Here is a 24,452-nt window from a genome sequence, read left to right as displayed (position 1 = left end):
TACTTCCTTCACGAGACCGGTCGATGAAGCGCCGGCCGAGGAGGAGACATGAAACGCCTGGCGTCGCTGCTGATCGCACTGCCCCTGCTGCTGGCCGGCTGTGCCGGCATGGAGCAACAACACCCCACCCCGCCGCTGTTCACCGACGCGTCGTTCAAGCCGCCGTCGGAGCCCGTCGGCGCGCAAGACCTGTTCACCTTGAGCCCCGCCATGCGCGCCTACGCGCACAGTCCCGCCTTCACCGCGCAGTTGCGCAACAAGGGACTCGAACGGGGCCTGATCGACGCGTTGTACAGCAAGACCGACCTGAAGCTCGAATACGATGCCACGCGCACGCGCACGGCGTCCGAGACCTATGCCGCACGCGCCGGCAACTGCCTGTCGCTCGTCGTCATGACGGCCGCCTTCGCGCGCGAACTCGGCATGACGGTACATTTCCGCAGTGTGCTCGTGGACAGCACCTGGAGCCGCGACAACGGCATCTACCTCGTCGCCTCGCACGTCAACATCGCGCTGGGTCACCGCAAGCCCGACGGCATCCTGTACGACGAAACGTCCGAGCACGAACTGGTCGTCGACTTCCTGCCGCCGCCGGACGCGAGCCGCCTGCGTAGCCGCGAACTGGAAGAGAACGACCTCCGCACCCTGTACCTCAACAACCGTGCCGCGGAGAACCTCGTGCTGGGCAGGCTCGACGACGCCTACTGGTGGGCGCGCGCAGCGGTGGCGACGAATCCGCCGAACGCGATCACCTACAACACGCTGGGCGTGATCTACCAGCGCCACGGCGACCTCGCCATGGCCGAGCGGGCGTTCCGCGTGGCACTCGACCGTGAGCCGGAAAGCCTCGTCGTGATGCAGAACCTGGGCCCCCTGCTGGCGAAGACGGGCCGCACGGCCGAAGCGGCCGAGCTGGCGCGGCGCGTGGCCAGCATCGAACCGGTGCCTCCGTTCGAATACTTCGACAAGGGCATGGCGGCGCTCAAGGCAGGCGATTACGATGCCGCGCGCAAGCTGTTCGAACGCGAGGTCAAGCGCGCGCCCTACTATGACGAATTCCACTTCTGGCTGGCGGTGACGCTGCTGCGCCTGGGCGAGGCAAACGAAGCGCGCGAGCAGCTCACGCAGGCGATCGACACGAGCACGAAGGCCGACAATCGCCAGATCTACTCGGCCAAATTGGCGCACCTGCGGCGCCAGAGCGCGAACAGCGTGCAGGTGTACTGACGACGTAAAAAGGCCGCGCCGACCGTGTCATCCAGACACGGTGGCGCGGCCGTTGCTGCGTCGACCGGTATCGATCAGCGGCGGCGCTGGCGCGCAGCCGACGGTGCGGGGCTGCCGCGCGTCTCGAGATGGCGGAACACGATACGTCCCTTGTTCAAGTCGTACGGCGACATCTCCAGCGTGACGCGGTCGCCCGCGATGATGCGGATGTGGTTCTTCTTCATCCGGCCGGACGTGTAGGCGACCAGCTGATGGCCATTCTCGAGGTCCACCCGGAAACGCATCTCCGGCAGCACTTCGGTGACCTTGCCATTCATTTCGATCAGATCTTCTTTCATGGTGTTCCTTTCGATGTCGTACCGCCTTGCTTCGACACGCGCCGGGGATGGGAATACGCTATCGCAGCGTCATCCTCGGGACGCCGGTCACGCATTGCCTGCAAAGGGTCGGGAAAAAATGCGGCGCCGGTTGCAGCGCGGCGCCGTGGAGGGGATGCACTCGATATGGGGACGTCGTGCCGGAAAAAAAGGGGACAGCACGATCTGCATCAAGGCCATGCGGTAGCGCCTTAAGTCTGCCGAGAGTACAATTGCCCCGCAACCCCCATGCCAACCCCACATTTTGAATGCGCATTGAGAGCCCACAATGAAACTTGTACATTCATCATCTGCAGAGAAAGTGCCGGGTAAGAAAGCCACGAACATCACTCTGGCGATGGACGTATACCTGGATGCCAAAGAGATGGGTATCAACATTTCTCAACTTTGCGAACAAAAACTGCGCGAAGAAATACAGAAACGCAAGGAACAACAGTGGAACGAGCAGCACGCCGGCTTTCTCGCCACCTATAACAGCGTGGTCGAAACGGAAGGCGTGGCGTTGCAGGAATGGCGCGCGTTCTGATGGCGCGCTTCGATATCTACGAAAATCCGGGCAGGAACAAGGCGAGCATTCCCTATCTGGTCGACGTGCAAAGCAATGTGATCAGCGGCCTGGCGACGAGGGTCGTCATACCGCTGCGCCAGCTTGCCGGTTTTTCCAAGGTCACGCTTCCCCCTGACCTGTTCCCGCTCATCACCATCGACGGCACAGAGCTTTTTCTTGATACGCCGCAACTGGGCGCGATACCATCGAGTGAACTCAAGATAAAGATCGGTTCGGCTCAAGATTGCCGGTCCGAGATCCAGGCTGCACTGGACAGGGTGTTCGGGTCCTACTGACGCTCTTGGATGGTCTCATGTGGAGGTGTCATGCATCACACATATCGTGGCAACGTCGCAGTCGGCAACGTCCGCTGGTCGCCGGCCAAATCGCTCTGGTGGACCGCGATGGTGTGCGCCAGCGTCGTCGGCGGATGGCTGACGTTCAGCTGGGTGGCGTTGACGTTGTTTTTGGCGGCAACCGCCACGGTGCTGTTATTCGGCCATTCCCTCGGCAGCCATCGCAAACTCATCCACGACAGTTTCGGCTGCCCCAAATGGCTGGAATATGCGCTCGTGTACGCGGGCGTGCAGGTCGGCCTGGCTGGGCCGCTGGGCCTGCTTGCGCAGCACAACCTGCGCGACTACGCCCAGCGCCAGCCCGATTGCCATGATTATCTCCGCCACGGCAGGTCGTTCTGGCGGGACGGATGGTGGCAACTCCATTGCGACCTCGCGCTCGCCGATCCGCCGGTCCTGCCCGTCCCTCCGACGATTGCCGACGACAAGTTTTACCGCTTCCTCGAACGCACGTGGATGCTGCAGCAGATCCCGCCCGCGCTGGTCCTGTACGCCCTCGGCGGCTGGGCGTTCGTCATCTGGGGCGTGTGCGCCCGTATCGCGACGGGCGTGACGGGCCACTGGCTGGTCGGGTATTTCGCCCACAACCACGGCGGCATGCATCACACCGTCGACGGCGCGGCCGTCCAGGGGCGCAACGTCACCGCCGCATCGCTTCTGACCATGGGCGAATCGTGGCACAACAATCATCATGCGTGGCCGGGCTCCGCGAAACTGGGCCTGTATCCCGGCGAATGGGATCCCGGCTGGTGGGTGCTCGTGCTGCTCGAACGGGCCGGATGGGCATGGCGCCTCAAGCTGCCCGCCGATTGCCCCACCCGGCCGAGCTGCGCAACCACGGGGACGGCGATCCCGTCGCCGTATCCGGACCGCGCGTGTCCGTACTGTCCACGCTGCGGTCGACGGTCGCGGCGAGCGTCCGGCTGCTGGCGCGGCGCGGGCACGTCGTGCTGCAGGGGCCGTGCGTCGGATTGTCGGAACAATCGTTGCGGCGCCTGGCCGGTGCGTCCGTGCACGTCGTGCGCGCGCCCGCGCAGGCGCGGCTGGTCCTGCGCTACGACGGCCACCGCAACGACGTACGCGGCCTGCCCGCCGTGCTGATCGCCATCGGCTCGCGCAACGTCTGGATGGCCGCCGGCGCGCTCGTCCTCCTGCCGCTGGCCACGATGTGCGAAGTGGTCCGCGGCCAGTTCCAAGCCTGAACCAGACTGCGATGCTCCAAAATGGGGCATCGGAAACCGTCGGCAGAACGATATTTACAACAAGTATTGCCGTACAGCCAAAACATGTCGAGTTTCCCAACATCCCATGTTAAGCTTGCGTTCATAAAGATCGGCCACTGAAAGAAGCCGCGATCAACAAGGATAGATAACCGCCGCGCGGTCAGGCCGGTACCGGCACGCAGCCAGGGCACAGCGTGCGGGAGGGAGAATTCATGGGCTCGAAGAGTCCCATCATGCCAGGGGGCGGGATCCGCCGTCGGCTCGTCTTGATCATCGCGCTGCTGGCGTACGCATTGCATGCCGACGCCAGGACGCTGCGCGTCGTCACCGACAACAACTATCCGCCTTACCTCTACCTGAATTCGAGCGGACGTCCCGAAGGGTATGTCGTCGACCTCTGGCACCTGTGGGAGCGCAAGACCGGCGTCCACGTCGACCTCCAGCCCATGCAGTGGAGCAACGCACTCCAGCGGATGCACGACGGCCAGGCCGACGTGATCGACATGATTTTCCGCACCCCGGGACGCGAACCCCTGTATGACTACTCGCCGCCGTACGACACGGTGTCGGTCGGGATCTATGTCGACCCATCGATCTCCGGTATCCACGACGTACAGTCGCTGAACGGCTTCCTCGTCGGCGTACAGCGCGGCGACGCCTGCGCCGAACAGTTGGCAAGGCAAGGGATCACCAACCAGGTGCCCTACCCGGGCTATGTCGCCATCCTGGACGCCGTGCGGGCCGGCGACATCAAGATCTTCTGCATGGACGACACCCCGGCGAATTACTACCTCTATCTCTATCGCGACCAGAAGAAGTTCGCCAAGGCCTTCACCCTCTATACGGCGCAGTTTCACTGGGCCGTCGCGAAGGGCGACCAAGCGGCCTACGATCTGGTCCAGCAAGGCATGGCGCGCATCACGCCGGACGAACGCCAGGCGCTGCGCGACAAGTGGTTCACCCAGCCGATCCAGTTCCAGCCCTATCTGCGCATCATCGCGTTCGTCGGTCTCGGCGCGCTGGCGGCGCTGGCGGCCACGCTGCTGTGGATTCGCTCGCTGCGCCGCGCCGTCCACGCGCGCACCGCCGAGATCCAGCAAAAGAACGCACAACTCGAGGCATCCTCCCGCGCGCTCATGGTCGAGCAAGCCCAGTTGCGCACGCTCGTCGAGAACAGCCCGGACGCCATGGTGCTGAAAGACCGGAACAACGTCTACGTACACTGCAATGCCGGCGCCCAGGCACTGCTCGGCCTGCCGGGCGACCAGGTCATCGGGCGGACCGATGACGAGCTGTTCCTGGACAAGACGTTCGCCGCGTTCATCAAGGAAACCGACGACGACGTCCTGCGCACCGGCCAGACGCACCGGTACGAAGAAGAGCTCGCGGGGCCGGACGGGACGATGCGCAACCTGGACGTGATCAAGGTACCGATCCATGCGCATGAGGGCGAGATCGCGGGCGTCCTCGCCGTCGCGCGCGACATCACGGAGCACCGCCGCGCGGAGCGTGAACTGCGCATCGCGTCCGTCGCGTTCGAAAGCCAGGACGGCATGCTGATCACGGACGCCCAGGGCCGCATCGAGCGCGTCAACGCCGCCTTCACCCGCATCAGCGGCTACACCGCGCTTGAGGCCATCGGGCACAGTCCGCGCCTGCTGCGCTCCGGCCTGCACGAAGACGATTTTTACACCTCGATGTGGTCGCAGTTGACGACGACCGGCTACTGGACCGGCGAAGTGATCAACCGCCACCGCGACGGCAGCCTGTACACGGCGCGCCTGTCCATCACGGCCGTACCGGACGCGCAGGGCCGGACGATCCACTACGTCGGCAACCTGCAGGACGTCACGGCGGAAAAGCGGGCCCACGCCCTGGCCGAGCACCTCAAGCTGTTCGACCACCTGACCGACTTGCCGAACCGCGCCCTGCTCGCCGACCGCATGACCCGCGCGATGGCCGGCGCCGCCCAGGAATTCGGCGCCGTCATGATGGTGAACCTCGACCACTTCCAGAAACTGAACGATTCCCTCGGCCACGCGGCAGGCGACCGGCTGCTCGTGGAAATGGCGCGGCGCATCCGTTCGATCATGCGCGACAACGATACGCTGGGGCGCTTCAGCGGCGACAGCTTCGTGCTGCTGGCCGAACGCCTGGGCACCGACCGGCAGGCGGCCGCCGCTCGCGCGCTGCAGACGGCCGATGCGATCAGGGCGACGATCGCCGAGCCGATGATCCTCGACGGCCATCGGCTGACCTGCACCGGATCGATCGGCATCACGCTGTTCCGCGACGCCACCGAGAATCCCGAGGCCTTGCTGTGCCAGGCCGAGCTGGCCCTGTACCAGAGCAAGCGCAGCGGACGCAACACGGCGCGCGTCTTCGAGCACGAGATGCAATCCGAACTCGACGACCGCAACTGGCTCGAGAAGGCGTTGCACGACGCCATCCGCGACCACCAGCTGACACTGCACTACCAGATCCAGGTCGATGCCGAGGATCGTCCGATCGGCGCCGAGGCGCTGCTGCGCTGGTTCCATCCCGACCGCGGCGCCATCCCGCCCGCCGCGTTCATCCCGCTGGCCGAGGAGACCGGGCTGATCGAACCGATCGGACGCTGGGTCCTCGCCACCGCGTGCCGGCAGCTCGCCGCCTGGGCGCGGCAAGACGCCATGCGTGGCCTGACGCTCGCCGTCAACATCAGTGCGCGCCAGTTCGAGTCGGACAGCTTCGTCGACGACATCCTGGCCGAGATCAGGCGCACGGGGGCACCGGCGGACAAGCTGAAACTGGAGGTCACGGAAAGCCTGGCGATCGGCGACGTCCAATCCTCGAGCCGCAAGCTGCATACGCTGAGGGACCACGGCTTCAGCATCTCGCTCGACGACTTCGGCACCGGCAATTCCTCGCTCAACTACCTGACGAAGCTGCCGCTCACGCAGCTCAAGATCGACAAGTCCTTCGTCGACGAACTGCCGGCGAGCCACCGCGACGCGATGGTCGCGCAGACGATCATCAATATGGGCCGCGGCCTCGGACTCGACGTGATCGCCGAGGGCGTCGAGACGACCGCGCAGCGCGATTTTCTCGTGGCGCAGGGGTGCTATTCGTTCCAGGGCTATTTGTTCGGCAAGCCGGTGCCCGTGGGCGAATTCGAGGCGCAGGTGCGGGCGGCGGTGATGGCGGCCGAGGCGCAGTAAGGCGGCAGGTTCAGCGCGGCTCGAGCAACCGGCGCCACACGTCCAGCTTCTGCTCGAACGTCATCGCCATATGCGCCGGAGAACTCGACGGCAGCACCACCGTGCGGTAGCCATGCTCGGCAAACTGCGGCGCGAACTTGCCCGACGTCTGCCCGTTGAAGCCCACCGTTTCCAGCTCCGGACACAAGCGGTGCAGCCGGTCGAAATCGTTCGCGGCCGGCTTGCGGATCGCGGAATCGAGGCTGCCTTCGCGTTCGCACGCGGCCAGCACGTCCCACAGGCCGAAGCGGTGCGAGAGAAGGCGCGGCAGGCGCTCGGCATAGGGCAGCGAATAGAGGTCTTCGCCGATCAGGGCGCCGACCAGCTTCCAGAACTGGTTGCGCGGATGCGCGTAATACTGCTGGGCAGCCAGCGACGCGGCGCCCGGGAAGCTGCCCAGGATGAGGATGCGGGTGTCGGGAGCGATGACGGGTGCGAGGCCCGTGAGCTGGGGAGATGTCGGCATGCGACGATTCTAGCGTCCGCGCCAGAAAAAAGCGGCGATACGCTTGCACGTACCGCCGCAAAGGGCATTACCGCATATCAGTAAGCAGTAAGGCCAGGGACAGTCGATTCGATCAGTTGCGCGCCTGCGCCGCGTCGTCGATTTTCGCGACGGCAGGCGCCGCATCCCAGCCGCCACCGAGCGCGCGGATCAGCGCCACGGTGGTGATCGCGCGGTCGCCGCGCAGCTGCACGGCGTTGCGCTCGACGTTGGCCAGGTTGCGCTGCGCGTCCAGCAGTTCGAGGTAGCTGCCGCGGCCCGCGTCGTACAGCTTCTGCGCCAGGTCGGCCGAACGACGTGCGGAGAGCACCGCCGCCTCGATCTCGGCGCTCTGCCCTGCCAGGATGCGCAGGCCGGCCAGGTTGTCCTCGACTTCGGCGAACGCGGTGAGCACGCTCTGGCGGTAGGAGCCGACGGCTTCTTCCAGCGCGGCCTCGCTGCGCACGACGTTGTTGCGGTTGCGGCCACCGTCGATCAGCGGCATCGACAGCGCGGCGCCCAGCAGCCACGAACGGCTGCTCCATTTGAAGACCTCGGCGAAGCTCGTGCCGACGCCGCCGGCGCCGGCCGACAGGTTCAGCGCCGGGAACATCGCCGAGCGTGCCACGCCGATGCGGGCGTTGGCCGCTTCCATCGAGCGCTGGGCGCTGGCGATGTCGGGACGGCGTTCCAGCAACGTCGACGGCAATCCCGCCGGGATCAGCGGCAGCGCGGCGGCGTCCAGCAGCGGCGTCGAAGGCGCGGTGAAGTTCGACGCCGGCTTGCCCAGCAGGACAGCCAACGCGTGTTCCGCCGTGGCGCGCTGGCGTTGCAGGCCGATGGCTTCCGAACGCGCCGTCGCCAGTTCCGTCTTCGCCCGCGACAGGTCGAATTCGCCGATGTCGCCCGCATCGAAGCGGTGGCCCGTCACGCGCACGCTTTCCTCGCGCAGCTGCACCGTGTGGTTCACCGTCGCGATTTCCGCATCCAGCGAACGGAGGCGGAAATACGTCTGCGCCACGTCGGCCTGCAGCGACAGCAGCACGGAGCGGTACGTCGCCTCCACGGCACCCGCATCGCCGCGCGCCGCGGCGACGTTCGACGAGACGCGGCCGAACAGGTCGACTTCGTAGCTGGCCGACAGGCGCGCCGAATACACGTTGGCGGCGGGGACGTTCGTCCCCTTCGGCAGGTTGGCCTCCAGCGGCGACAGGCGGGTGCGCTCGGCACCGACGCCCACGCCGACCTGCGGGATGCGGTCCGCTTCCGCGATGCCCGCGATGGCGCGGGCCTGCTTCACGCGGGCGGCGGCCACCGCCAGGTTCTGGTTGTTCGCGGTCGCGTCAACCATGAGGCCATTCAACGTCTCGTCGTTGAACGCGCGCCACCATTCGCCGCGCGGCTGCGCTTCGGCCGGACGGCCGACGGTCCACGTGGTGCCGTCGGCGGCGCTGCGCACGTCGTTCGCCGCGGCAGCAGGCACGGTCTGCGATTCCTTGAACGCCGTCGGCGTGACGACGTCCGGTTGCTTGAACTCTGGGGCTGCACAAGCCGTCAGCAGCAGTGCTGCCAATAATGGAGCTAACTTCGGCGCCACGCCCCTTGCAATCATCGTTTTCATATCAGTGTCCTTTCAGTGCCGGCGCATGGTCGCCACCGGCGGCATTCGGTGCGGCGTCGTGGGCGTGGGCATGCTTGGGCTTCTCGAAACGCTTGGCCAACGTGCGCAGCAGGACGTAGAACACCGGCGTCAGGAACAGGCCGAAGAACGTCACCCCCAGCATGCCGGCGAACACGGCGACACCCATCGCGTGGCGCATCTCGGCACCGGCACCGTGCGACAGCACCAGCGGCACCACGCCCATGATGAACGCGATCGACGTCATCAGGATCGGGCGCAGACGCAGGTGGCAGGCTTCCAGCGCGGCGGCGACGATGCTGCGGCCGTGGTGTTCCAGCTCCAGCGCGAATTCCACGATCAGGATGGCGTTCTTCGATGCGAGGCCCACCAGCACGAACAGGGCGATCTGCGTGAAGATGTTGTTGTCGCCACCGGTGAGCTTCACACCGATCAGCGCGCACAGGATCGACATCGGCACGATCAGGATCACGGCCAGCGGCAAGGTCCAGCTTTCGTACTGCGCGGCGAGCACGAGGAACACGAGCAGCACGCACAGCGGGAACACATAGATCATCGTGTTACCGGCCAGGATGTCCTGGTACGTCAGGTCGGTCCATTCATACGAGATCCCTTTCGGCAGCGAGGACTTGACGATTTCTTCCATCGCGGCCTGCGCCTGGCCCGACGACACGCCCGGTGCCGGGCCGCCGTTCATCTCGGCGGCGACATAGCCGTTGTAGCGCTGCACGCGGTCGGGACCATACGTGTCCTTGATCTTCATGAGCGAGGACAGCGGGATCATCTCGCCCTTGTCGTTGCGGACCTTCAGCTGCGCGATCTGTTCGCGCTGCGAACGGAACGGCGCATCCGCCTGCACGCGCACCTGGTACGTGCGGCCGAACTGGTTGAAGTCGTTCACGTACAGCGAACCGAGGTTGATCTGCAACGTCTGGTTGATGGCGGCCAGCGGCACGCCCAGCTGCTTGGCCTTCACGCGGTCGACGTCGGCGAACAGCTGCGGCACGTTGATCTGGTAGCCCGAGAACACGCCCATCAGGCGCTTGTCCGTGGCGGCCTTGGCCTGGATCGCTTGCACGGCCTTGTACAGCTCATCGTAGCCGACGCCCGCGCGGTCTTCGATCATCATCTTGAAGCCGCCCGTCGTGCCCAGGCCGTTCACCGGCGGGGGCGACAGCACCATCACGAATGCGTCTTCGATCGCGCCCATGCGCTTGTTGATCTCGGCGGCGATCGCATCGGCGCTCTGCGCCTTGCCTTTACGTTCATCGAACGGCTTCAGCGTGGTGAACACGATGCCGGCGTTCGGCGCGTTCGTGAAGCCGTTGATCGACAGGCCCGGGAACGCGACCGACGATTCCACACCAGGGATCTGCTTGGCGACGTCGGACATCTTGCGGATCACGGTGTCGGTGCGGTCGAGCGAGGCGGCGTCCGGCAGCTGCGCGAAGCCGATCAGGTAGGCCTTGTCCTGCGACGGCACGAAGCCCGGCGGCACGGCCTTGAACATGAAGATACCGGCGATGGCGAGCAGCACGTACACGCCCAGGGCGGCGCTCTTGCGCTTCAGGACGCCCTTCACGCCGTCTTCGTACTTGTGCGACGAGCGGCCAAAGAAGCGGTTGAAGCCGGCGAAGAAGCGGCCGAACACGGCGTCCATCATGCGCGTCAGGCGGTCCTTCGGCGCGTTGTGCGATTTCAGCAGCGCGGCGGCCAGCGCAGGCGCCAACGTGAGCGACGAGAACGCGGAGATCACGGTCGAGATGGCGATGGTCAGCGCGAACTGGCGGTAGAACTGGCCGGTCAGGCCCGACACGAACGCGATCGGGATGAACACGGCGCACAGCACGAGGGCGATCGCGATGATCGGGCCGGAGACTTCCTTCATCGCCTGCACGGTGGCGTCATGCGGATTCAGGCCGTTCGCGATGTTGCGCTCGACGTTCTCCACCACGACGATCGCGTCGTCCACCACGATACCGATCGCCAGCACGAGGCCGAACAGTGACAGCGTGTTGATCGAGAAGCCGCAGGCGAGCATCACCGCGAACGTACCGACGACGGACACCGGCACGGCCAGCAGCGGGATCACCGAGGCGCGCCACGTCTGCAGGAACACGATGACGACGATGGCCACGAGGATCACCGCTTCGATCAGCGTGTGAATGACCGAGCGGATCGACTCGCGCACGAATTGGGTCGGGTCGTACACAATGCTGTATTCGACGCCTTCCGGGAAATCTTTCGACAGTTCCTTCATCTTGGCGCGCACGTCCGACGACAGCTGTAGCGCGTTGGCGTTCGGTGCCTGGAAGATGGGGATCGCGACGGCCGACTGGTTGTCCAGCAGCGCGCGCAGGGCGTACGAGTTCGAACCCATCTCGAGGCGTGCGACGTCCTTCAGCAAGGTGGTCGCGCCGTCGGCGTTCGTCTTGATGACGATGTTGCCGAACTCCTCGACCGACTGCAGGCGGCCTTGCGTGTTGACGGTCAGCTGGAAGTCCGCACCTTTCGACGGGCCCTGGCCGACGACACCTGCCGCCACCTGCACGTTCTGCTCGCGGATCGCGTTCACGACGTCGCTCGCGGTCAGGTTGCGGGCGGCGACTTTTTGCGGGTCGAGCCAGACGCGCATCGCGTAGTCGCCCGAACCGAACAGGGCGACTTCACCCATGCCGTTGATGCGCGCGAGTTCGTCCTTGACGTTCAGCGTGGCGTAGTTACGCAGATAGAGGTCGTCATAGCGGCCATCCGGCGAACGCAGGTGGACCACCATCGTGATGTTGGGCGAGCTCTTGACCGTCGTGACGCCGATCTGGCGCACCTCGTCCGGCAGGCGCGGGAGCGCGCGCTGGACGCGGTTCTGCACGGCCGTCTCGGCCTGGTCCACGTTGGTGCCGATCTTAAACGTCACCGTCAGCATCAACGCGCCGTCGGAGGTGTTCTGCGACGTCATGTACAGCATGTTTTCGACGCCGTTGATTTCCTGCTCCAGCGGCGTCGCGACGGTTTCCGCGATGACCTTCGGATTGGCGCCCGGGTACTGGGCGCGCACCACCACGGAGGGTGGCACGACGTCCGGGTACTCGGAGATCGGCAACTCGAAGATCGAGATGAGGCCGGCCACGAAGACCAGCACCGACAGCACGGCCGCGAAGATCGGCTTGTCGACGAAAAAGCGTGAGATGTTCATTTGTTCTTGTCCCTCGAATTCTTGTGGGATTACTTCGTGTCCGCCATGGCCAGCTTCGCGTCCTTCTTGGCTGGCGCGAGCGACGCGACCATCGGCACCACCTGCGCCGTGATGGGCGAACCCGGACGCACGCGCTGCAGGCCGTTGACGACGATCTTCTCGCCCGGCTTCAGGCCGGCACGCACGACGCGCAGGCCGTCCACGACGGGGCCGAGCTTCACTTCGCGGTATTCGGCCTTGCCGTCCGCACCGACGACGAACACGAACTTGTGGTTCTGGTCCGTGCCCACGGCGCGGTCCGTGATCAGCAGCGCGGGCTTGGCATCGCCGCCGCCGATCTGCACGCGGGCGAAGAGGCCGGGCGCCATGCTGCGGTCCTTGTTCTCGAACGTGGCGCGCATGCGCACGGAGCCGGTCTGCGAATCGAGCTGGTTGTCGACGAATTCCAGCTTGCCCTCGTGCGGGTAGCCGTCTTCGTTGACGAGGCCTACCTTCACCGGCACGGCCTGGCCGTCGTGCGCTTCCTTCGCGACGCGCAGATACGTCTCTTCGTCGCCGTCGAAGCTCGCGTAGATGCGGTCCAGCGACACGACGGACGTCAGCACGGCCGATGCGTCGACCAGGTTGCCCAACGTGATCTCGGCCTTCGACACGCGGCCGTTGATCGGCGCGACGACGCGGGTGTACGACAGGTTCAGGCGCGCGGCCTGGGCCTGCGCTTCGGCGGCACGGGCGGACGCGTCCAGTTCCTTCTGGCTCGACAGGCTCGCGTCGTATTCGCGCTGCGCGATCGCCTTGTCGCCCAGCAGGCGCTCGGCACGCGTCAGTTCCGTGCGGGCCAGTTCGGCCTTGGCGCGGGCCGATTTGGCGGCGGCTTCGGCGCGATCGGCTTCCGCCTGGTACGGACGCGGATCGATCACGAACAACACGTCGCCCTTCTTGACTTCGGCGCCCGGCTTGAAGTTCACGGCCGTGATGTAGCCGGACACGCGCGGACGGATCTCGACGTGCTCGATGGCTTCCAGCCGGCCCGAGAATTCCTGCGTTTCCGCGACGGATTTCTCGAGCACGACGGAGGCCGAGACCGGCGGACCTGCCTGCGCCTGGGCCTGAGCCTGCGCTTCCGCCGCCTTGCCGGTCGCGTCGGAGCAGCCGGCGATCAGGGCCGCGATGCCGGCGGCACCCAGCGCCAGCACGACGGGACGCACGGCCATCTGGAATTGTTGAATCGGTTTCATGGTTAGCCCTCCGTTATTAACTATTTATTAATGGTTGGACGAGAACGGTCCTTCCCAGGCTTTTTTCAGGAAAAGACAGGTCTCTCGCGCCTCGCAGGCACGTTGTTATGGTTAGTGATGGATTAATTGATCGCGGCGATCAATTAAGTTGGGTCATCCGCAGGATCAACAGCTGGCCGGCTCGCCTTCCTCGTCGAGACCGGCAATGAAATTGGCGATCTCGGCAAGGGCCTGGCCCCTGCAGGCACACGTATCGCGTGCATTCGGTTCCTGCAGGGCTTGCGCCGCATGCAGGCGCCTGACCGTCGTCGGCACGCCCGACTGGATCAGTTTGCCGCCGTAGGCTTCCGCTTCGTCGCGCAGCGGATCGTCCTCGATCGACAGGATCAAGGCCGGCGGCAAATTCTTCAAACGGCTCGACTGCAGCGGCGACGCATACGGATGGCTGCGGTCGGCCGCGTGCGGCAGATAACCCCGGTACGCGGCGGCGCATTCGTCGAACACCTTGGCCTTGTCGGGGCACGTCGGCATCTCGCGCATCGAGCACGTCGAGAGGCCCGGGTCCAGCATCGGCATGAGAAGGATCTGTCCCGCCAGCTGCGGCGCGCCCCGGTCGCGCGCCATCAGGGTGCACACGGCGGCGAGGTTCGCGCCCGCCTCGATGCCTGCGACCAGCATGCGCTTGCCAGTCCAGCCGAGCTTGGTCTTGTTCTTCTTTGCCCACATCAGTACGGCGTGCGCATCTTCCGCGGCGGCCGGGAACGGTTTCACCGTCGCCAACGTGTAGGTCGACGACAGCACGACCGGATAGCCGCTCGCCACGGACAAGTGGCGCAGGAACGGATCGGCATCTTCCAGGTCGCCGTCGACGAAGCCGCCGCCATGGAAGAACACGATCAGCACGTCGCGCCTGCCGTCGACGGCGGCCTTGTACAGGCGCGCCGCCAGCGGTCCTTCCGCGCCCACGACCTGCAGGTCGCGCACCGCCAGCGTATGGCCATCGTCGACCTTGCGCGCCACGCTCATCGGTTCACCTCGTTGGCTGCGACCAGCACGGCGGGGATCTCTTTCGCATCGCATTGCTCGCCCGTGGCGACGACGTGGAACAACGCATCGTATCCGCGTGCCTCGGCAACGGCTGCATGCGCGTACTCGTCGGTGAGTACCGTGCCTGCCATGGCCACTACGCCGAGTATCAGCCCGAACACTGCCGCGATTGCATCGCGATGCGTTTTCATGATGCTCTCCTGTCGTTGGGTTTTACAAATCGCTTTTATCACTACCGTACCGACACTATAGTCTTCATCTACAATCCAATAAATAGTCGATTTACGAATCCATTGTTCAGATTTTTGAACAATCACACATTCTCACGGCGAAAAACGCGTGAGCTGAACGATAAGGTTGTGTCATGAACAAGCTACAAGCCATGGAAGTCTTCGTGCAGGTCGTCGATGCCGGCAGCTTCACGCGTGCGGCCGAGATGATGAACCTGCCCAAGGCGACGGTGTCGACGCTCGTGCAATCGCTGGAGGGGGCGTTGTCGGCCAAGCTGTTGCACCGGACGACGCGCCAGGTGACGGTGACGACGGACGGCGCCGCCTATTACGAACGCTGCCTGCGCATCCTGTCCGACGTGCGCGACGCCGAGGAATCGTTGTCGCGCACCCGGCTGTCGCCCAGCGGCCGGCTGCGCGTGGACGCGCCGACGGGCCTCTCCAGCGAAATCCTCGTGCCCGCCCTGCCCGCGTTCTTCGAGCGCTATCCGGATATCATGCTGGAGCTGGGCAGTTCCGACCGCCCCGTCGACCTCGTCGAGGAAGGCGTCGACTGCGCCGTGCGGGGCGGCGCGTTGGCCGACACGAGCCTGATCGCGCGGCGCGTGGGCGTCATCAATTTCGTCACGGCCGCTTCCCCTGACTACATCGCGCGCCACGGCATGCCGCAGCACCCGCGCGACCTCGACCGCCACCGCTGCGTGAACTACTTCTCAGCCAAGACGGGCAAGATCTACGACTGGGACTTCAGCCGCGGCGACGAACGCATCGACATTCCGATGCGCGGCGTGATCGCGCTGAACGATTCCAACGCCTACGTGCAGGCAGGGCTCGCGGGCCTGGGCATCATCCAGATGACGGACTACATGCTCGACAAGTACGTGGAGACGGGCCGCATGCTGCAGGTGCTGGGCGACTGGCGCAGCGATCCGGCGCCGGTCCACGTCGTGTATCCGCAGAACCGCCACCTGTCGGCGAAGGTGCGCGTGTTCGTGGAATGGGTGGCCGAATTGTTCGCCGCGAACCCGTACATGCACATGGGCGCCGTGCCCCGGACGTCGGCGCCGACGGCGCCATTGCTGGTGCCGCTCACGGCCTAGGGCCAGGTGTAGAATCGGAGACATAACAACGAACAGGAGACTCCGATGAACCAGCCGCGCACCATCGACGTGCTGCTCGACCAGTACAGCGACAGCCACCGCAACCCGACCAACGAGCTCATCCACTTCGTGTGCGTGCCCGTGATCGTGTTCACGTTGCTGGGCATCCTGTGGAGCATCCACGCGGTGCTCGCCGTCGCGGCCGTCGTTGCGGCGCTCGTGTATTACTTCCGGCTGTCGCCGCCGTTCGCGTTCGGCATGCTGTTGATGAGCGCGGTGATGCTGGCCCTGCTGGCGCTGATGCCGGCGGGAACCGTGCTGCCGCTGTCGATCGCGATCTTCGTCGTCGCGTGGGTCGGCCAGTTCATCGGTCACAAGATCGAAGGCAAGAAACCGTCGTTCTTCGACGACCTGCGTTTCCTGCTGATCGGCCCCCTGTTCGTGCTGGGCTTCCTGTACCGCCGTTTTCACGTCGCTTATTGACGCCAGACTATTGACAGTGCTCGACAGCGAAGATGTACGCGCCAACATCGGTACGCGAACGGTTAAGCTAGGTCAATCCGACCGCATTGGAGTTTTGAACATGAAACGATACGCCATCCTCGCCCTGCTCCCGCTGACCGCGCTGCTGGGCGCCTGCGCGGGCCCGTCGAACTCGGCCAGCGTCTACAGCAGCGCCCAGACGATGAATGAACAGATCGTGCGCATGGGCACCGTCGAATCCGTCCGCAACGTCACCATCGCCAATCCGGAATCCGGTGTCGGCACCATGACCGGCGCCGCGCTGGGCGGCCTCGGTGGTTCGCAGGTCGGGCACGGCAACGGCTCGGCCGCCGTCGGCATCATCGGCGCCGTCGCGGGCGGCATCATCGGCAACCACGTCGAGAACCAGGCCAACAACCGCCCCGGCTTCGAGATCACGGTCAAGCTCGACAACGGCGAACTGCGCTCCATCACGCAGGCCGCCGACGAAATGTTCCGGCCGGGCGAACGCGTGCGGCTGCTCAGCAACGGCTACACGACGCGCGTGACGCACTGACGGGACCCTCGGGCCACGACCGATGAGGGATCGCGATATACTTTCGCGATGCCCTCCTACGCCCTGTTCGCCATCGCCTCTTTGATATGGGGATCGACATTCTTTGCGATCACCCTCGAGCTGGGCGAAGTCCCGCCCGCCGTCTCGGTCGTCTACCGCTTCGCGCTGGCCTCGCTGGCGCTGTTCGCGTTCTGCCTGCTGCGCGGCGACAAGCTGCGCCTGCCGTGGCGCGCGCAACGCTGGCTCCTGCTGCAGGGCTTTTTCACGTTCTGCGTGTCGTACGTCTGCACGTATAACGCCGAACAATACGTCGTCTCGGCGCTCGTCGCCGTGCTGTTCGCGCTGATGGTGTTCTGGACGCCGATCCTGTCGCGCCTCGCGTTCGGCACGCCGATCCCGCGCCGTACGTGGAGCGCCGGCGCGGCCGCGATCGGCGGTGTCACGCTGCTGTTCTGGCATTCGCTTGCCAACGCGCTGCGCGAACTGCAACAGGGCGGTCAGGGCCATTTCATCTTCGGCCTGCTGATCGGCATCGTCGCGTCGATCGCCAGCGCGGGCGGCAGCATCGTCGTCGGCAAGGTGCGCGAGGAAACGAACAACCTGATGCTCTCGACCGGATGGTCGATGTTCTGGGGCACATGCATGGTCGCCGTGTGGTGCCTCGCGACGGGGCAGCCGTTCATCATTCCGCGCACCGCGAGCTACGTGCTGGGCTTGCTGCACCTGTCCATCTTCGGTTCCGTCGTCGCGTTCATCTGCTATTTCACGCTGATCAACCGCATCGGTTCGAACAAGGCGGTGTATATCGGTGTCATCACGCCCGTGATCTCCGTGCTGCTGTCGATCAAGCTGGAACACTACCGTCCCGGCCCCGCCGAATGGCTGGGCATGGCCGTCTGCCTGGGCAGCGTCGCCTGGGCCTTGCGCGCGCCTGCCGCGAAACCCGCCGCACCCGTCAACCTCAACGATGCAATCGAAACGACTCCATGACTCTTGATACCACCTTCGCGATCCGCCCCGCCACCCCGGCCGACGTCACCCACATCCAATCGATGATCGTCGAGCTGGCCGTCTTCGAAAAACTCGAGCACCTCGTCGTGGCGACGGAAGAGAAACTGCACGAAGGCTTGTTTGGCGCCCATCCTGCCTGCGAAGCCATCGTGGGCGAAGTCGACGGCGAAGTCGTGACGTTCGCGCTGTTCTTCCACAATTTCTCGACCTTCCTCACGAAGCGCGGCCTGTATCTGGAAGACTTGTATGTGCGGCAAACCCACCGCGGCCAGGGTTACGGCAGCCGCATGCTGAAGCACTTGGCGCGCCTCGCGGTCGAGCGCGGCTGCGGGCGCTTCGAATGGTCCGTGCTGGACTGGAACACGCCGGCAATTAATTTCTACAAGTCCATGGGCGCCGAGATCCTGCCCGACTGGCGCATCTGCCGCGTCACGGGCGCGCCGCTGACGGCGCTGGCCGAAAGTTGAAAAGAAAAAACCCACGGGCTGCGTCGCAGCGCCGTGGGTGAACCCATTCGTCGGATGGGGAGGGGAGACTTGAATCCAACGGCTTCAATATAAGCCGCACACCACCGCATTTGCAGGTTCCTTACAAATGCTTACCTCGGTAACAGAATGGTTGGATTCGGTCGACCGGACGCGATTGAGTGATCACAAATGCAAGCGCGCGTCGAGCGGGACAATGTGGCCAACGACGAGGACACGGAGATGAAACCGCCGACAAAACCGCACAGCAAGTCGATCACCCGATGGGTCTACCGCGCCTGGCTGCGTTCCCGGATCGACACCTATACCCGCAACCTGCACGCGATCGCCGTCCAGCGCGAAAACGACTTCCACGCGGAACGTATCCTGCACCGCGCGATCTCCACCACACGGTCCAAGCTTCAGTCGCTGTAGCGCCGCCGCGCCAGCACACGCTCGCCCACTTCGAACGCCGCCTGCGTCAGCAACGCGAGCAGCGCGGCCGGGATGGCGCCGGCCAGGAGCATGTCGTTATCGTTCAGCGCAAGGCCCGTCGTGATGCGTTCGCCGAAGCCGCCCGCGCCGATGAATGCGGCGATGGTCGCCGTGCCGACGCTCATCACGGCGGCCGTCTTGATGCCGGCGAGAATCGTCGGCGCGGCGAGCGGCAACTCGACCTGCAGCAGCGATTGCCGCCGGGTCAGCCCCAGCGCCAGCGCCGCCGTGCGCAGGCCGACCGGCACTTGCAGCAGCCCCGTGCACGTGTTGCGCACGATCGGGAGCAGCGCGTACGCGCACAGGGCGACGAGCGCGGGCACCGTGCCGATGCGGCCAAGCAGCGGGATCAGGATCGCCAGCAGGGCCAGCGACGGCACCGTCTGCAGCACACCCGCCACGGCCAGCACGGCCTGGCGCAGCCGGGGCACGAGCGCAGCCACGATGCCGAGTGGTATGCCGGCGAGACAGCCGAGCAGGACTGCGAAAACGACGAGCAGCAAGTGCTGACGTGCCAGTGACGCGAAGCCATTGCCGAAGGTTTTGGTGAGCAGGCCATCACGCGTAGGGTGGACCGCTTTGCCGTCCACGCGTCCACCCGACGCATGTATTGCCGCGCCGTTCGACGGCCTGTTGAACGCGTGGACGGGAGACCCGTCCACCCTACCCAGCCACGTTTTCGCGATGGCCGCGAAGCTTTGTCCGTCCAGTTCGGCCGCCGCGTTCATCGCGATCATGTCGTCGGCCTTGATGCTGCCCTCCAACCACTCGATCGCGCGCCACGCCTGCGGGAAGCGCTGGGGCAGATCGAGCCGGTACAGCAGCACGGCGTCGTAGCGCGGGAAATACTGCTTGTCGTCGTCCAGCACGCGCAAGCCGTACTGACGGATCTTTGCGTCCGTCGAATAGATGTCGATGGCATCCACCTGCCGCTGCGCCAGCGCTTCGTACGCGATGCCGTGGTCCAGCCCGCGCGGCTGTTGTGCGAGGCCGTAGCGCCGCGCGAGGCCGGGCCAACCGTCGGCGCGGCCGAGAAACTCGTGCGACAGGCCGATCTTGATGTCCGGCTGGGCCGACAGGTCCGACAGCCGGCGCAGGTCCACGTCGCCCCGCACCGCGAGCGCATAGCCGTTGGAAAAGCCTAGCGGCACGGCAACACCGAGGCCCAGCGGACGCAGCGCCGCGCGCATCGCGTCGAGCGACGTCGGCTGCGGATTCTTGAGGATTTCCAGGTCGATGGTGCCCAGGTATTCCGGATAGACATCGATCGCACCGGAGCGCAGCGCCCCCAGCACGATGGCCGTGTTGCCGAGACCCTGCTTGTGTTCCGCCGGTCCCGTGCGCGCGGCCGTCTGCGTGAGGATTTCGCCGAGAATGTAAGACTCCGTGAAGCGCTTGGAGCCTACGCGCAAGGGCTCACCGGCGTGGGCGGACGACAGGATGCCGGCGCAGGCCAGCACCAGCATGGCAAATCTCAGCATGCGGCTTCCGTTGGCGTTGTGGATCAGCGGTCAGGATAACCGATCGCGCCACGCGCCGGCCTGGACGACGCCCCGGCACGGATTCGCGCCGATCGCGTATGCCAGGTCAGCCGGGCGGGCGATGTCCCACAGGACAAAGTCGGCACGCATGCCCGGTGCCAAAGTGCCGATGTCCGTGCGGCCCAGCGCGCGCGCCGCATTGACGGTCACGCCGCGCAGCGCCTCCAGCGGCGTGAGGCGCCACATCGTGCACGCCATGTTCATCGCCAGCAGCAGCGACGTCATGGGCGACGTGCCGGGATTGCAATCGGTGGCGACGGCCAGCGGCACGCCCGCCTCGCGCAACGCGGCAAGCGGCGGCATGCGCGTCTCGCGCAGGAAGTAGTAGGCGCCGGGCAGCAGCACGGCGACGGTGCCGGCCTGCGCCATCGCGGCCACGCCCTCGGGCGACAGCCATTCCAGGTGGTCCGCAGACAGGCCGCCGTACCGCGCCACCAGGGCCGCGCCGCGTTGGTCCGACAACTGCTCCGCATGCAGCTTGACGGGCAGCCCGAGCCGGCGCGCGGCGTCGAACATGCGCGCCGTCTGGTCGTGCGTGAAGCCGATGCGCTCGCAGAATGCGTCGACGGCATCCACGAGACCTTGCGCCGCCAGCGCCGGCAGCATGTCCGTGCACAGCATCTCGACATAGGCGTCGGGCCGGCCCGCGTATTCCGGCGGCAGCGCGTGCGCGCCGAGGAACGTCGTGTGCACGGTCACGGGCAGCAGCTCGCCGATGCGGCGCGCCACGTGCAGCATCTTCGCCTCGGAGTCGAGGTCGAGGCCATAGCCCGACTTGATCTCCAGCGTGGTGACACCCTCGGCCAGCAGCGCGCGGATGCGGGGCAGGCTGGCCCGCAGCAGGTCGTCCTCGGACGCCGCGCGGGTAGCGTGCACGGTGGACATGATGCCGCCGCCCGCGCGCGCGATGTCTTCGTAGCTGGCGCCGTTCAGCCGGGCTTCCCATTCGTCGCTGCGATTGCCCGCGTAGACGATGTGCGTGTGGCAGTCGACGAGGCCTGGCGTCAGCCACAGGCCGTCGCAATCGTGGATCGCGGCCGCCTGCGGCGCGCCGGCGCGAGGCCCCGTCCACACGATGCGTCCGTCGCGCACGGCCACGGCGCCGTCCTCCACGATGCCGTAGCCGTCCGCCAGCGTGGCCAGCCGGGCATTCACGTACAGGACGTCGGCCACCTCACTCATAGGCGCCGTCCTCGTGTTCGAGGTCGTTCTCGTCGTCGTAGTAATGGATGTCGACGATGAAGATGGCGCCCTGCTCCGCGCGCAGCTTCCAGGTCGTGTCGGGGTCGATCACGACGGCGTCGAAGCGCACGAGGTTGATGCGCTGGTCGTCGCTGCACAGCTCGAGGCTGTCGCCGTCGGCGAGGAACAGCACGGTGACGTCGGCGCGCGCGACGAACGTCGAGTCGCCATCGAGCTGGCGGCGGCCGAAGCGGTGCCAGCAGCGGTCGGTGCGGGTCATGACGTTGAAGTCGGTGCTGGCGCCGCGGTTCAGCTTGGCCTCCACGCGCGACTCGCCGTCGAACGCGACGATGGGATCGGCCTTCGACAGCAGGGTGGGCTCGCCGTCGATCTCCAAGGTCATGCCGTGGCCGTCGACGAGCACCAGCGTACGCTCGATGCCGGGAAAGACGGAGAACGGACCGTCGGCGCCGACGGTGGCCAGGCTCACGCGCCAGTCGAAGTCGTCGAAGCCGGCATCGGGCGGGAACACGGCGATCTCGGTCGTGCTGCCGCCGCCATTCTTCCACGATACCGGTTCGAGCGCCGCAAACGGGATCAGCATCGTCATGACTTGCACCTCATCGTCGTTTGAAACGGAAGCGATTGTCGCATCAATACGCGTGCAGCGTGCGCACGGCGGCCTTGTAGCGCTGGGCGATGGCGTCCTGCGCCTTGTGGCGGCCGCCCTGCACCACCCAATGCCCGCCGGCCAGCACGTCGCGCACGAGGTTGTCGTTGCCACTGAACAGGAAACGCCCGAGCACCTCGTGCGGCGGCACGCCGTCCAGGTTCGGGTGCGCGCTGTCCAGCACGAGCAGGTCCGCGCGGCGGCCCGGTGCCAGCACGCCGAGGCGACGCCCCGCCGCCTGCGCGCCGCCGACCAACGCCCCCTGCCACAGGAACGTGCCGACGTCGCGCTCGTCACCGCGCACGGCGATGTTGCGGCGCTGGTGCGCAAGGCGCTGGCCGTATTCGAGCCAGCGCAGTTCTTCCACGGGGCTTTGCGACACGTGACTGTCACTGCCGATGCCGAAGCGGCCGCCGGCCGCGACATACGGCGCCAGCGGGAACAGGCCGTCGCCCAGGTTCGCTTCCGTCGTCGGACATAGGCCCGCGATGGCGCCGCTCGCCGCGACGCGGTCGCGCTCCCCGTCGGACAGATGCGTCGCGTGCACGAGGCACCAGCGCGCGTCGACGTCCGTCTGCTGCATCAGCCAGTCGACGGGGCGCATGCCCGTGGCCTCCAGACACTGCGCCACTTCGAGCTGCTGTTCCGCGATGTGGATGTGCAGCGGGCGCCCGGCCGGCAGCGCTTGCACGAGCTCGCGCAGCTGGCCCGCGGACACGGCGCGCAGCGAATGCGGCGCCGCGCCCACTTCCAGCTGCGGCCCGCGCAGGGGTTCCAGCGCCTCCACGATGCGCAGCACGTGGGCGGGATCGGTGCGAAATCGCTCCTGGTCGGGACGCAGCGGCGCGTCGTCGAAGCCGGCGTACGCGTACATCACGGGCAGCAAGGTCACGCCGATGCCGGACTCGCGCGCGGCCTGGGCGACGCGCTGCGCCGTCTCCGCTGGGTTGCCGTACTCGTGGCCGCCGGGCGCGCGCTGCACGTAATGGAATTCGCAGACCGCGGTGTAGCCATGGCGCAGGCATTCCGCGTACAACTGCGCGGCCACGGCTTCCATCTGCTCGGGCGTGATGCGGTTGGCGACACGGTACATCAGGTCGCGCCACGTCCAGAAGCTGTCGGGACTCTCGCCCGCCCGTTCCGTCAGGCCGGCGATGGCGCGCTGGAACGAGTGCGAATGCAGATTGATCATGCCGGGCACGACGTAGTCGACGCGCGCCACGCCGAGCGGCGGCGATGCCTCCGGCGCCACTTTCGTCAGGTCACCATGCACGTCCCATTCGAGCAGCACGTCGCGCTGCCAGCCATCCGCCAGCAGCGCGTGGCGCGCGAATAACGCATTCATGCGTGCCCTCCCGCGCGCGCCCACGCAATGGCCGCTTCCAGCAATTCGTGCAGCAGCGGCTGCACCTTGCCGGCGACGTCGGGCAGGTAGTCGAACGGCGGCGCTTCGTCCATGTACACGCACTGGCACATCTCGAGCTGGATCGCGTGCACGCCGGCAGCCGGGTCGCCGTAGAAGCGCGTGATGTGGCCGCCCTTGAAGCGGCCGTTGAAGACGAACGAATAGCGGTCCTGCGCTTCGGCCACGCGCATCATCTCGCCCTGCAGCTGCAGCGAGCACGAACGGCCGTCCGCCGTGCCGAAGTTCAGGTCGGGCAAGCGGCCCTCGAAGAAGCGCGGCACGACCGACGCGATCGAGTGCGCATCCCACAGCACCACCTGGCCGTGCAGCGCCAGCAGCCGGTCGAGCTCCGCGCGCAGCTGGCGGTGGTATGGGCGCCAGTACTGGTCGAGGCGCCGTTCGATTTCGTCCGCGTCCGGCTCGTGCCCCTCCTGGCACAGGCGCTCGCGCCCGAACGTGTCGACGGGGCACAGGCGCGTCGTGTCCTGACCGGGATACAGATTCGTGTCCTCGGGCGGGCGGTTCAGGTCGATGACGTAGCGCGACCAGCGCGCGGACAACGTGGACGCGCCGAGGCTGTCGGCGAACGCGTACAGGTCGGGCAGATGCCAGTCGGTGTCGGCCCGCGCGAGCGCGCACGGCGCCATGTGCGCGGCGATGTCGTCGGGAATGTCGGTGCCGGCGTGCGGCATCGACAGCAGCAGCGGTACATGCCCCGGCTTGAACCTGAAATCCATCGTGACTC

23 protein-coding genes are annotated in these 24,452 nt (G+C 66.1%); 11 read left to right on the top strand and 12 right to left on the bottom strand.

Annotation, left to right across the window (positions count from 1 at the left end; all coding sequences use genetic code 11):
* Positions 1 to 48 precede the first annotated feature (48 nt).
* The gene (locus tag NX784_RS17760) at positions 49 to 1,227 is read left to right on the top strand and encodes a tetratricopeptide repeat protein (protein WP_258818023.1); all 1,179 of its coding nucleotides are present in this window, start codon (positions 49 to 51) and stop codon (positions 1,225 to 1,227) included.
* Positions 1,228 to 1,301: 74 nt separating this feature from the next.
* Here NX784_RS17760 and infA read toward each other — a convergent pair whose 3' ends face one another.
* Complete coding sequence (gene infA, locus NX784_RS17755; RefSeq protein ID WP_258818022.1) at positions 1,302 to 1,565, bottom strand: translation initiation factor IF-1; 264 nt, start codon at positions 1,563 to 1,565, stop codon at positions 1,302 to 1,304.
* 307 nt (positions 1,566 to 1,872) lie between these two features.
* On the opposite strand from infA, the gene NX784_RS17750 reads away from it, so the two are divergent.
* The 4 genes from NX784_RS17750 (at position 1,873) to NX784_RS17735 (ending at position 6,930) form a co-directional block, all read left to right on the top strand.
* On the top strand, positions 1,873 to 2,130 hold the full coding sequence (locus tag NX784_RS17750; protein ID WP_258818021.1) for a type II toxin-antitoxin system CcdA family antitoxin: 258 nt from the start codon (positions 1,873 to 1,875) through the stop codon (positions 2,128 to 2,130).
* Entirely contained in the window at positions 2,115 to 2,447 is a 333-nt protein-coding gene (locus tag NX784_RS17745) for a CcdB family protein (RefSeq protein ID WP_258818020.1), read from the top strand. The genes NX784_RS17750 and NX784_RS17745 overlap by 16 nt, the downstream gene beginning before the upstream one ends.
* 30 nt (positions 2,448 to 2,477) lie before the next feature.
* Positions 2,478 to 3,608, top strand: a complete 1,131-nt coding sequence (locus NX784_RS17740; protein ID WP_258818019.1) for an acyl-CoA desaturase — start codon at positions 2,478 to 2,480, stop codon at positions 3,606 to 3,608.
* 334 nt (positions 3,609 to 3,942) lie between these two features.
* Complete coding sequence (locus NX784_RS17735) at positions 3,943 to 6,930, top strand: EAL domain-containing protein (RefSeq protein ID WP_258818018.1); 2,988 nt, start codon at positions 3,943 to 3,945, stop codon at positions 6,928 to 6,930.
* Positions 6,931 to 6,940: 10 nt separating this feature from the next.
* Here the strand turns inward: NX784_RS17735 and NX784_RS17730 are convergent, their stop codons facing one another.
* From NX784_RS17730 to NX784_RS17705, 6 genes are all read right to left on the bottom strand, one after another.
* On the bottom strand, positions 6,941 to 7,435 hold the full coding sequence (locus NX784_RS17730) for a DNA-deoxyinosine glycosylase (protein WP_258818017.1): 495 nt from the start codon (positions 7,433 to 7,435) through the stop codon (positions 6,941 to 6,943).
* Positions 7,436 to 7,547: 112 nt separating this feature from the next.
* On the bottom strand, positions 7,548 to 9,074 hold the full coding sequence (locus tag NX784_RS17725) for an efflux transporter outer membrane subunit (protein ID WP_258818016.1): 1,527 nt from the start codon (positions 9,072 to 9,074) through the stop codon (positions 7,548 to 7,550).
* Between the two features lies 1 nt (position 9,075).
* Complete coding sequence (locus NX784_RS17720) at positions 9,076 to 12,285, bottom strand: efflux RND transporter permease subunit (protein WP_258818015.1); 3,210 nt, start codon at positions 12,283 to 12,285, stop codon at positions 9,076 to 9,078.
* A 29-nt stretch (positions 12,286 to 12,314) separates the two neighbouring features.
* The gene (locus tag NX784_RS17715) at positions 12,315 to 13,523 is read right to left on the bottom strand and encodes an efflux RND transporter periplasmic adaptor subunit (protein ID WP_258818014.1); all 1,209 of its coding nucleotides are present in this window, start codon (positions 13,521 to 13,523) and stop codon (positions 12,315 to 12,317) included.
* A gap of 165 nt (positions 13,524 to 13,688) precedes the next feature.
* Positions 13,689 to 14,549, bottom strand: a complete 861-nt coding sequence (locus NX784_RS17710; RefSeq protein ID WP_258818013.1) for an alpha/beta hydrolase — start codon at positions 14,547 to 14,549, stop codon at positions 13,689 to 13,691.
* Positions 14,546 to 14,761 (bottom strand): hypothetical protein, encoded by a 216-nt coding sequence (locus tag NX784_RS17705; protein WP_258818012.1) that lies wholly within the window; start codon positions 14,759 to 14,761, stop codon positions 14,546 to 14,548. Before NX784_RS17705 ends, NX784_RS17710 begins: the two co-directional genes overlap by 4 nt.
* 173 nt (positions 14,762 to 14,934) lie before the next feature.
* Here NX784_RS17705 and NX784_RS17700 point away from each other — a divergent pair, with 173 nt between their 5' ends.
* The 6 genes from NX784_RS17700 (at position 14,935) to NX784_RS17675 (ending at position 18,849) form a co-directional block, all read left to right on the top strand.
* Complete coding sequence (locus NX784_RS17700) at positions 14,935 to 15,900, top strand: LysR family transcriptional regulator (RefSeq protein ID WP_258818011.1); 966 nt, start codon at positions 14,935 to 14,937, stop codon at positions 15,898 to 15,900.
* A gap of 45 nt (positions 15,901 to 15,945) precedes the next feature.
* The gene (locus NX784_RS17695; protein WP_258818010.1) at positions 15,946 to 16,383 is read left to right on the top strand and encodes an Mpo1 family 2-hydroxy fatty acid dioxygenase; all 438 of its coding nucleotides are present in this window, start codon (positions 15,946 to 15,948) and stop codon (positions 16,381 to 16,383) included.
* A 100-nt stretch (positions 16,384 to 16,483) separates the two neighbouring features.
* Positions 16,484 to 16,939 (top strand): outer membrane lipoprotein, encoded by a 456-nt coding sequence (locus NX784_RS17690; RefSeq protein WP_258818009.1) that lies wholly within the window; start codon positions 16,484 to 16,486, stop codon positions 16,937 to 16,939.
* A 48-nt stretch (positions 16,940 to 16,987) separates the two neighbouring features.
* Positions 16,988 to 17,929: a DMT family transporter gene (locus NX784_RS17685; RefSeq protein WP_258818008.1), complete on the top strand. Its 942-nt coding sequence runs from the start codon at positions 16,988 to 16,990 to the stop codon at positions 17,927 to 17,929.
* Positions 17,926 to 18,417 carry a GNAT family N-acetyltransferase gene (locus NX784_RS17680; RefSeq protein WP_258818007.1) on the top strand — a complete coding sequence of 164 codons (492 nt, stop codon included), beginning with the start codon at positions 17,926 to 17,928 and terminating at the stop codon, positions 18,415 to 18,417. The genes NX784_RS17685 and NX784_RS17680 overlap by 4 nt, the downstream gene beginning before the upstream one ends.
* 240 nt (positions 18,418 to 18,657) lie before the next feature.
* Positions 18,658 to 18,849, top strand: a complete 192-nt coding sequence (locus NX784_RS17675) for a hypothetical protein (RefSeq protein WP_258818006.1) — start codon at positions 18,658 to 18,660, stop codon at positions 18,847 to 18,849.
* Here NX784_RS17675 and NX784_RS17670 read toward each other — a convergent pair.
* From NX784_RS17670 to hutG, 5 genes are read right to left on the bottom strand one after another with little or no spacing between them, the layout of a single operon-like run.
* Complete coding sequence (locus NX784_RS17670) at positions 18,837 to 20,375, bottom strand: ABC transporter permease/substrate-binding protein (protein WP_258818108.1); 1,539 nt, start codon at positions 20,373 to 20,375, stop codon at positions 18,837 to 18,839. The two genes, NX784_RS17675 and NX784_RS17670, sit on opposite strands and share 13 nt — an antisense overlap.
* Positions 20,376 to 20,420: 45 nt before the next feature.
* A complete protein-coding gene (gene hutI, locus NX784_RS17665; RefSeq protein ID WP_258818005.1) occupies positions 20,421 to 21,632 on the bottom strand; it encodes an imidazolonepropionase in 1,212 nt (403 codons plus the stop codon).
* Entirely contained in the window at positions 21,625 to 22,242 is a 618-nt protein-coding gene (locus NX784_RS17660) for a HutD/Ves family protein (RefSeq protein ID WP_258818004.1), read from the bottom strand. Before NX784_RS17660 ends, hutI begins: the two co-directional genes overlap by 8 nt.
* Before the next feature lie 43 nt (positions 22,243 to 22,285).
* Entirely contained in the window at positions 22,286 to 23,647 is a 1,362-nt protein-coding gene (locus tag NX784_RS17655) for a formimidoylglutamate deiminase (protein WP_258818003.1), read from the bottom strand.
* Positions 23,644 to 24,444 (bottom strand): N-formylglutamate deformylase, encoded by an 801-nt coding sequence (gene hutG / locus NX784_RS17650; RefSeq protein ID WP_258818002.1) that lies wholly within the window; start codon positions 24,442 to 24,444, stop codon positions 23,644 to 23,646. Before hutG ends, NX784_RS17655 begins: the two co-directional genes overlap by 4 nt.
* Positions 24,445 to 24,452: the final 8 nt, after the last annotated feature.

Origin of the sequence: Massilia pinisoli (assembly GCF_024753285.1) — a bacterium.
In the GTDB taxonomy this organism is placed as follows: Bacteria; Pseudomonadota; Gammaproteobacteria; order Burkholderiales; family Burkholderiaceae_D; genus Telluria; species Telluria pinisoli.
This window is presented reverse-complemented; position numbering and strand designations above follow the sequence as displayed.

What these genes read in the sequence shown, in the direction of transcription:
- NX784_RS17760 (WP_258818023.1), top strand. Translation starts at nt 49, where the DNA reads ATGAAACGCCTGGCGTCGCTGCTGATCGCACTGCCCCTGCTGCTGGCC.
- infA (WP_258818022.1), bottom strand. Translation starts at nt 1,565, where the DNA reads ATGAAAGAAGATCTGATCGAAATGAATGGCAAGGTCACCGAAGTGCTG.
- NX784_RS17750 (WP_258818021.1), top strand. Translation starts at nt 1,873, where the DNA reads ATGAAACTTGTACATTCATCATCTGCAGAGAAAGTGCCGGGTAAGAAA.
- NX784_RS17745 (WP_258818020.1), top strand. Translation starts at nt 2,115, where the DNA reads ATGGCGCGCGTTCTGATGGCGCGCTTCGATATCTACGAAAATCCGGGC.
- NX784_RS17740 (WP_258818019.1), top strand. Translation starts at nt 2,478, where the DNA reads ATGCATCACACATATCGTGGCAACGTCGCAGTCGGCAACGTCCGCTGG.
- NX784_RS17735 (WP_258818018.1), top strand. Translation starts at nt 3,943, where the DNA reads ATGGGCTCGAAGAGTCCCATCATGCCAGGGGGCGGGATCCGCCGTCGG.
- NX784_RS17730 (WP_258818017.1), bottom strand. Translation starts at nt 7,435, where the DNA reads ATGCCGACATCTCCCCAGCTCACGGGCCTCGCACCCGTCATCGCTCCC.
- NX784_RS17725 (WP_258818016.1), bottom strand. Translation starts at nt 9,074, where the DNA reads ATGAAAACGATGATTGCAAGGGGCGTGGCGCCGAAGTTAGCTCCATTA.
- NX784_RS17720 (WP_258818015.1), bottom strand. Translation starts at nt 12,285, where the DNA reads ATGAACATCTCACGCTTTTTCGTCGACAAGCCGATCTTCGCGGCCGTG.
- NX784_RS17715 (WP_258818014.1), bottom strand. Translation starts at nt 13,523, where the DNA reads ATGAAACCGATTCAACAATTCCAGATGGCCGTGCGTCCCGTCGTGCTG.
- NX784_RS17710 (WP_258818013.1), bottom strand. Translation starts at nt 14,549, where the DNA reads ATGAGCGTGGCGCGCAAGGTCGACGATGGCCATACGCTGGCGGTGCGC.
- NX784_RS17705 (WP_258818012.1), bottom strand. Translation starts at nt 14,761, where the DNA reads ATGAAAACGCATCGCGATGCAATCGCGGCAGTGTTCGGGCTGATACTC.
- NX784_RS17700 (WP_258818011.1), top strand. Translation starts at nt 14,935, where the DNA reads ATGAACAAGCTACAAGCCATGGAAGTCTTCGTGCAGGTCGTCGATGCC.
- NX784_RS17695 (WP_258818010.1), top strand. Translation starts at nt 15,946, where the DNA reads ATGAACCAGCCGCGCACCATCGACGTGCTGCTCGACCAGTACAGCGAC.
- NX784_RS17690 (WP_258818009.1), top strand. Translation starts at nt 16,484, where the DNA reads ATGAAACGATACGCCATCCTCGCCCTGCTCCCGCTGACCGCGCTGCTG.
- NX784_RS17685 (WP_258818008.1), top strand. Translation starts at nt 16,988, where the DNA reads ATGCCCTCCTACGCCCTGTTCGCCATCGCCTCTTTGATATGGGGATCG.
- NX784_RS17680 (WP_258818007.1), top strand. Translation starts at nt 17,926, where the DNA reads ATGACTCTTGATACCACCTTCGCGATCCGCCCCGCCACCCCGGCCGAC.
- NX784_RS17675 (WP_258818006.1), top strand. Translation starts at nt 18,658, where the DNA reads ATGAAACCGCCGACAAAACCGCACAGCAAGTCGATCACCCGATGGGTC.
- NX784_RS17670 (WP_258818108.1), bottom strand. Translation starts at nt 20,375, where the DNA reads ATGCTGGTGCTGGCCTGCGCCGGCATCCTGTCGTCCGCCCACGCCGGT.
- hutI (WP_258818005.1), bottom strand. Translation starts at nt 21,632, where the DNA reads ATGAGTGAGGTGGCCGACGTCCTGTACGTGAATGCCCGGCTGGCCACG.
- NX784_RS17660 (WP_258818004.1), bottom strand. Translation starts at nt 22,242, where the DNA reads ATGACGATGCTGATCCCGTTTGCGGCGCTCGAACCGGTATCGTGGAAG.
- NX784_RS17655 (WP_258818003.1), bottom strand. Translation starts at nt 23,647, where the DNA reads ATGAATGCGTTATTCGCGCGCCACGCGCTGCTGGCGGATGGCTGGCAG.
- hutG (WP_258818002.1), bottom strand. Translation starts at nt 24,444, where the DNA reads ATGGATTTCAGGTTCAAGCCGGGGCATGTACCGCTGCTGCTGTCGATG.